The sequence below is a fragment of the Achromobacter sp. SX5 genome (assembly GCF_056711425.1).
In genome coordinates this window covers 3,623,251-3,629,589 of record NZ_CM160041.1, presented here as the reverse complement: position 1 = coordinate 3,629,589, position 6,339 = coordinate 3,623,251, and the positions used below count along the sequence as shown (strand labels likewise).

Annotated in this window: 5 protein-coding genes; all 5 read right to left on the bottom strand. The window is 65.3% G+C overall.

Translation table 11 applies throughout. From position 1 onward, the window contains the following. Positions 1–24: 24 nt before the first annotated feature. Genes AC1M14_RS17115 through AC1M14_RS17095 form a run of 5 tightly spaced genes read right to left on the bottom strand, consistent with a single transcriptional unit; the run spans position 25 to position 6,010 of the window. Positions 25–681 (bottom strand): response regulator transcription factor, encoded by a 657-nt coding sequence (locus AC1M14_RS17115; protein WP_102771675.1) that lies wholly within the window; start codon positions 679–681, stop codon positions 25–27. 19 nt (positions 682–700) lie between these two features. Then, complete coding sequence (locus AC1M14_RS17110; RefSeq protein WP_102771674.1) at positions 701–2,122, bottom strand: HlyD family type I secretion periplasmic adaptor subunit; 1,422 nt, start codon at positions 2,120–2,122, stop codon at positions 701–703. A 7-nt stretch (positions 2,123–2,129) separates the two neighbouring features. After that, the gene (locus tag AC1M14_RS17105) at positions 2,130–4,295 is read right to left on the bottom strand and encodes a type I secretion system permease/ATPase (RefSeq protein ID WP_479730100.1); all 2,166 of its coding nucleotides are present in this window, start codon (positions 4,293–4,295) and stop codon (positions 2,130–2,132) included. Beyond that, complete coding sequence (locus AC1M14_RS17100) at positions 4,279–4,491, bottom strand: hypothetical protein (protein WP_043542665.1); 213 nt, start codon at positions 4,489–4,491, stop codon at positions 4,279–4,281. Before AC1M14_RS17100 ends, AC1M14_RS17105 begins: the two co-directional genes overlap by 17 nt. A 25-nt stretch (positions 4,492–4,516) precedes the next feature. Next, positions 4,517–6,010 carry a TolC family outer membrane protein gene (locus tag AC1M14_RS17095; protein WP_111825508.1) on the bottom strand — a complete coding sequence of 498 codons (1,494 nt, stop codon included), beginning with the start codon at positions 6,008–6,010 and terminating at the stop codon, positions 4,517–4,519. Positions 6,011–6,339: the final 329 nt, after the last annotated feature.

Genomic DNA, 6,339 nt, shown 5'->3' with positions numbered 1-6,339 from the left:
GGGATATTGTCCTCAAGGACAGTATCAGGAGGCGATTTTGGCGGCGCTGTCGGCGGGGGTGGAAATGCCGTGGACCAGCAGGGCGAGCTGCAGGCGGTCGGTGACGCCCAGCTTCTCGAAAACGGCCGACAGGTGGGCCTTGACCGTGCGTTCGGTAATGCCCAGGGTCTCGGCGATGGGCGCGTTGGCATGGCCGTTGGCGGCGTAGCGCGCCACCGTCATTTCGCGTTCGGTCAAGAGGCCGCCGTCCCACGAGGGCGCGCCCTGGGTGCGTTCGGCCACCAGCTTGAGCAGCCGGGACACCAGGGACCTGCCCATCCAGATGCCGCCGGAGGCCACTACCTCCAGCGCCTGCGACAGGGCCGCCGCCGGCGCATAGCTGTGGCAATAGCCGTGGGCGCCCGCGCCCAGGGCTTGTGTGCCTTCTTCGTCGTTGGGGCTGGGGCTGGCCACGACGACGCGCATTTCCGCCAGGGCGGCGGTCCAGCTGGGGTCCTGCCAGGAGGGAAGCCGGGGCAGGCCGGTATCCAGCACCGCCAGCGTGCGGCCCTGCTCGCGCCAGCGCTGCAGGTCGGCAAGGCCGCGCCCGCGGGCGGCCATCCAGCGCGCCGGGTCCAGCGCGCGCCAGTGTTGCCACAACAGGTCGTCGTGCGTAATCAACAGGACAGGAACGGGTTTCATAAAGCCTTGCAGTCCTCCGTCAACGTTCGGTGAAGGCATTCGCCTTGGCGCGCAATATCGGCTTGAGCAGGTATTGCAGCACCGTGCGCTTGCCGGTCAGGATATGGACCTCCGCCACCATCCCGGGGATGATGGGCAACAGCTTCTCGCCCACGGTGCTGCGGTCCGTGCGGACGCGCACCACGTAGTAGGAATTGCCTTTCTCGTCGGTAACGGTGTCCGCGCCGATCTGCTCGACCTTGCCTTCCAGGCCGCCGTAGATGGCGAAGTCGTAGGCGGTGAACTTCACTTCGGCCTTCTGGTCGGCGTGCAGGAAGCCGATGTCGCGCGGCAGGATGCGCACTTCGAGCAGCAGGGTGTCGTCCTTGGGCACGATCTCGATGATGTCCTTGCCCGGCTGCACCACGCCGCCGACGGTGTTGTTGAACAGCGTCTTGACGGTGCCGCGCACCGGGGCGCGGACTTCGGCCAGCTTGACCCGGTCGACCAGCGCCAGCTTGCCTTCGCGCAGCGTCGACAGCTTGGTGTTGGTTTCGGACAGCTCGCTGCGGGCCTGGTTGCGGATATTGAGCTCGGCTTCCTGGATCTTGCTTTCGGCTTCCTTGATCGAGGCCTGGAAACGGTCGATCTGCGCTTCGGCGCCTTTCTGTTCGCCGCAATAGCGCGCCACGTCGCGCTGCAGGCGCAGCAGGTCGACCTCGGAGACGGCGCCGCTCTTGAGCAGCGGGCGGGTCACCTGCAGTTCGCGCGAGGTCAGGCCACAGCTGGCGGCGGCCTGGTCGCGCTTGGCGATGGTTTCGCGCAGGTCTTCCTGGCGCTGATTGAGCTGTTCGCGGGCGACGTTGACGGTGGCGTTCAGTTCGCTGGTGCGGGCCTGCCACGCATTGCGTTCCATTTCGACCAGCCCGGGCGCCTGCGCCAGCACCTCTTCGGGCGCGACGAAGGGCTCGCCCGTGGCCAGCGCCTTCAGGCGCGCCGACTTGGCCAGCAGCGACAGGTATTCGGCGTTGTTCTCGCCCAGCGAGGAGGCGAAGCGGGTGGAGTCGATCCTGAGCAGGACTTCGCCGGCCTCGACCTCCTGGCCGGGGCGCACCAGGATTTCCTCGACGATGCCGCCGTCCAGGCTCTGGATGATCTGCACCTGGCGCGACGGCACGACCTTGCCTTCGCCGCGGACGACCTCGTCGATGCTGCCCACGGCGGCCCAGAACAGCAGGCCGCCGGTGGCCAGCAGGCTGACCCACAGCAGGATGCGCGAGCCGCGCGCCTGGGATTCGTGGATGACCCATTCCGCATTGCCGACGTAGTCGGAGCGGTGCTGCGGCTTGTTCCGGTCGGCGCCGTCGAGCAGGCGGTCGAAAAAGAACATGAAGACGCCGCGCAGCTTGCGCCACAGGGTTCCAAACAGGCCGTGCCTGGTTTCGGCTGGGTTGTTCAGCATGCTTGCCTCAGCTTCCGCGTCCGACGCGTCCTTGACGCAGGGCTTCGACCACTTGCTCCTTGGGACCGTCGGCCACGATGTGGCCGTTGTCGATCACGATGAGCCGGTCGACCAGGTCCAGCAAGGCGGTGCGGTGCGTGACCAGCAGGATGGTCTTGGTTTCGCTGGCTTCTCCCAGGCGCTTGCGCAGCTGGGCTTCGCTCTGGTGGTCCATGTTGCTGCTGGGCTCGTCCAGCAGCAGGATGGGCGGATCGTTGATCAGGGCGCGGGCCACGGCCACCGACTGGCGCTGGCCGCCGGACAGGGACTCGCCGCGTTCGCCGATCAGCATGTCGAAGCCATTGGGATGGAGGTTGGCGAAATCCGTGACGCCGGCCAGGTTGGCGGCCGCCAGAATGCTGGCGTCGTCGGCGTAGGGCGCGCCCATGGCCAGGTTGTGCTTGAGGCTGCCGTAGAAAAGCAGCGGGTCCTGGGGCACGTGGCCGATGGCTCGCCGCACGTCGGCCGGATCGATCTGGCGCACGTCGATGCCGTCGAGCAGCACCGCGCCCTCGGTGGGCTCATACAGCGCCAGGGCCAGTTTTTCCAGCGTGGTCTTGCCCGAGCCGATGCGGCCGATGACGCCGACCTTTTCGCCCGGCTTGAGCTTGAACGAGACCTTCTTCAGCGCCGGCTGCGCCGCGCCCGGATAGGTGAAGCTGACGTCGCGGAATTCCAGCCCGCCGTGGAACACGGGGCGGTGCAGGAATTCGGCATTGGCGGGGCGTTCGACCGGCAGCTTCATGTAGTTGTCGATCGAACCCAGCGACGTGCGCGCGTTCTGGTACTGCATGAGCAGGCCGGCGACCTGCCCCAGCGGCGCCAGGCAGCGGCCCGCGATCATGGACGCGGCGATGATGCCGCCCATGGAGATGGCGGACTCCTGCGCCTGGTAGACGCCGATGATCACGACCGAGATCGACACCATCTGCTGCACGGCCTGCACGAAACCGACCGTGGACGAGGAGATCAGCTTGAGCTTGCCGCCGGTCTGGGCGATGAATTCGGTGGCACGTTCCCAGTTGCGCTGGATCGCGCCCTGGGCGTTGAGCGTCTTGACGGCCTCCAGGCCGGTCAGCGCCTCGACCAGGGTGGCGTTGCGCTGCGAGGCGGCCTGGAACGACGACATGGTCAGCGCTTCCATGCGCGCCTGCGCCGCCAGCGACACCAGCAGGATCAGCACGATGGCGACCAGCGGCGGCAGCACCATCCAGGGCGAGATCCAGGCCAGGGCCAGCAGGAACAGCAGGATGAAGGGCAGGTCCACCAGGGTGGTGATGGTGGCCGAGGCGATGAAATCGCGGATGGACTCGAACGAGCGCAGGTTGGCGGCGAAGGAGCCGACCGACACCGGCCTGCCTTCCAGCCGCAGGTCCAGCACCCGTTCCATGATCTGGGCCGACAGGCGCACGTCGACCCGCTTGCTGGCGCTGTCGACCACGTGCGAGCGGGCGGTGCCCAGGATCATGTTGAAGATCACGACCAGCGTGATGCCGATGGCCAGCACCCAGAGGGTTTCGATGGCGTTGTTGGGCACGACGCGGTCATAGACGTTCATCGTGAACAACGGCATGGCCATCGCGAAGATGTTGATCAGCAGCGCCGCGACCAGCGCGTCGCGGTACAGGCGCCGGTTCTCCATGATGGCGGCCCAGAACCAATGGCGCTCGCGCACCTTGGCGACCTCGGGCGCGCGCGCGTCGAAGCGGAACTGCGGCCGCACGAAGCACACCAGGCCGGTGTATTGCGCCGCCAGTTCCGTGGCGCTCATTTCCATGGAGCTGCCGCCCAGCTCGGGATGGCTGACCACGTACTTGTCGCCGTCCGTCTTCAGCAGCAGACAGGCGCGCTCGCCATGCAGCAGCAGGATGGCGGGCAGCAGGTCCTGGGAAATGCTTTCGAGCGGGCGTTTGACCACGCGCGCCGACATCTGCGCGCGCGCGGCGGCGCGCGGCAGCAGGGCGGGGGTCAGCCGGTGTTCTTCCAGCGGCAGGCCCGAAGACAGCGCCTGGGCCGTGGCCGTCACCCCGTGCAGCCGGGTGATTTCCACCAGACAGTCCAGCAGGGGATCGTCATGTGCGGCGCGGGCGTCCGCGCGCCACTCCCGGGCGGCCAGTTCAGATAACTTGTCCATCTTCGTCATCCAGCAGGTCGAGGTGTTCCGAGAGTCGCGCGCGCTGCTGCTTGCGCTGGGTGAGTTTCTGTTGCGCCTGTATCGGCAGGTCCGTCATACGCAAGGTGCCATTGGCGATCAGCGCGTCGATCAGGTCTTCCAGGACGCGGACGAAGTCCGCGTCCAATTGCGAGAAGTCTTTGCCCTGTTTCGGCATGGGGTCTCCTTGCGCCAACGGGCGCTCAGGGTTTGGCGCTGGGCGAGCTCATGGGAATGAGCGTGGGCGGCAGCGCGCCTTCGTTGTATTTCACATGCACGGGCGCCAGGCGGGCGGTGTCGGGAACCGTCGAGTTGCACAGCTTGATCACTTCGTCGGATACCACCAGCTTGCCGTTTTCCTCGGGCATTTCGTTGCGTGCGGGCTGCAGCGCCAGGGCGGGCAGCAGCGCGTGCGACAGCGCCAGCCAGCGGTACTGAGCGAGCTGCAGATCATACAAGGCGTTGGTCAGCGCGCGGCGCGATTCGAAGAGTTCGTTCTCGGTGTCCAGCAGGTCCAGCAGCGAGCGCTGGCCGATCTGGAATTGCTGGCGATAGGCCTCGCGCACCTTGGTGGTGGCGACTTCGTGATCGCGCAGGAACGGCAGCTTCTGGTTCAGGCTGACGATGTTGTTCCAGGCCACGGCCAGGTCCTGCTGCACGTTGCGGCAGGTGTAGTCGCGGATGTCGCGCGCGGCGTAGGACTGCGCGGCGGTCTGGCGCACCCGGGCCGAATCGGCGCCGCCGCGGTACAGGTTGTAGCTCATGACGAGCTGGACGCTGGAGTTCTGGATGTCGCGGTTCTGGGGCGTCGGGTCGTTCTGGTCGCGGCCGGTGGCGGCCACGAATTCGAACTTGGGCGAGAACGCGCCCTTGGACGAGGCGACGCCGGCTTCGGCGGCCTGCAGGCCGGCCTGCTTGGACAGGAAGCTGGGGTTGCGGCGCAGCGACTCGTTGAAGTCGGCGGGCTTGGCCGGCAGCTTGCCGCTGATGTCGGGCGGCGGCTGCATGGATTCCGGGGGCAGGGCGCCGGTCACGCGCTGGAAGCGCTGCTGCACGTCGAGCAGGTTGGCGGTCTCGGTCATCAGGTTGGTCTGCGCCAGCGCCAGGCGGCCGCCGGCCTGTTCCAGGTCGACGCGGCGGCCCACGCCCGATTCGGTGCGCTCGTTGATCTGCTTGAGCGTTTCCTCGTGCAGGGAATAGTTCTGACGGGCCAGCAGTTCCATGTCGCGGTAGCGCTGCAGGTCGACATAGGCCTGCACGGCGGAAAACGCCGTCGTGTCGCTGGTGGCCAGCAGGTCGTAGAACTTCGCCAGTTTGTCGAAGCCCGCCTGCTTGACGTCATTGCTGGTGCGGAAGCCGTCGAAAATCAATTGCCGCAACTCGACGCTGTAGCCCGGCCGGCTCCAGTTCTGCGAACCCACGCCCGGCACGTTGTTGCGGTACTCGCGACCCACATAGCCTTGCGCGTTGACCTGCGGGAAAAACGCCGCGCGCGCGACGTTCTGGCCTTCCAGCGAGGCCTGGAAATCATGGTACTTGGCCTGGATTTCCGGGTTGCTGAGCAGGGTCTGCTCGACGATCTGGTTCATCGTGACCGCGGGCTGCGACGCAGCCGGAGCGGATGACTGTGCAAATGCCGCAGGACCGAATGCCAGGGCAAGGGCCGAAGCCGTGCTTTTGAGCAAAAACGAAGCCATAGTGATTATTCGCGAGTCGAGTTGAGGATTAGATGGCCGCCATATTGTGTGGAAATGTCAGTTTTGACGAGTCAATATTTGTTAATAGTTGACGAACTTTTCCAGGCGCTCCATTGAGCTTCTCCGCGTATCATCCATTAATTCAGGCTAACTTGCACGATCTTTGCTCGGTAAGGTCTTGATATGCGGGTTTAATTCAAATTTAAGTCGGTTTATTTCTTTTTATTTCGTAAAAGAAGCAACAGCGGCCACGAATAATTATATCGGTTTGATAATTTTGTATCTGTTTATCGGTCCGGTTTTACATGTGAGGTTATTTGCAACAACAG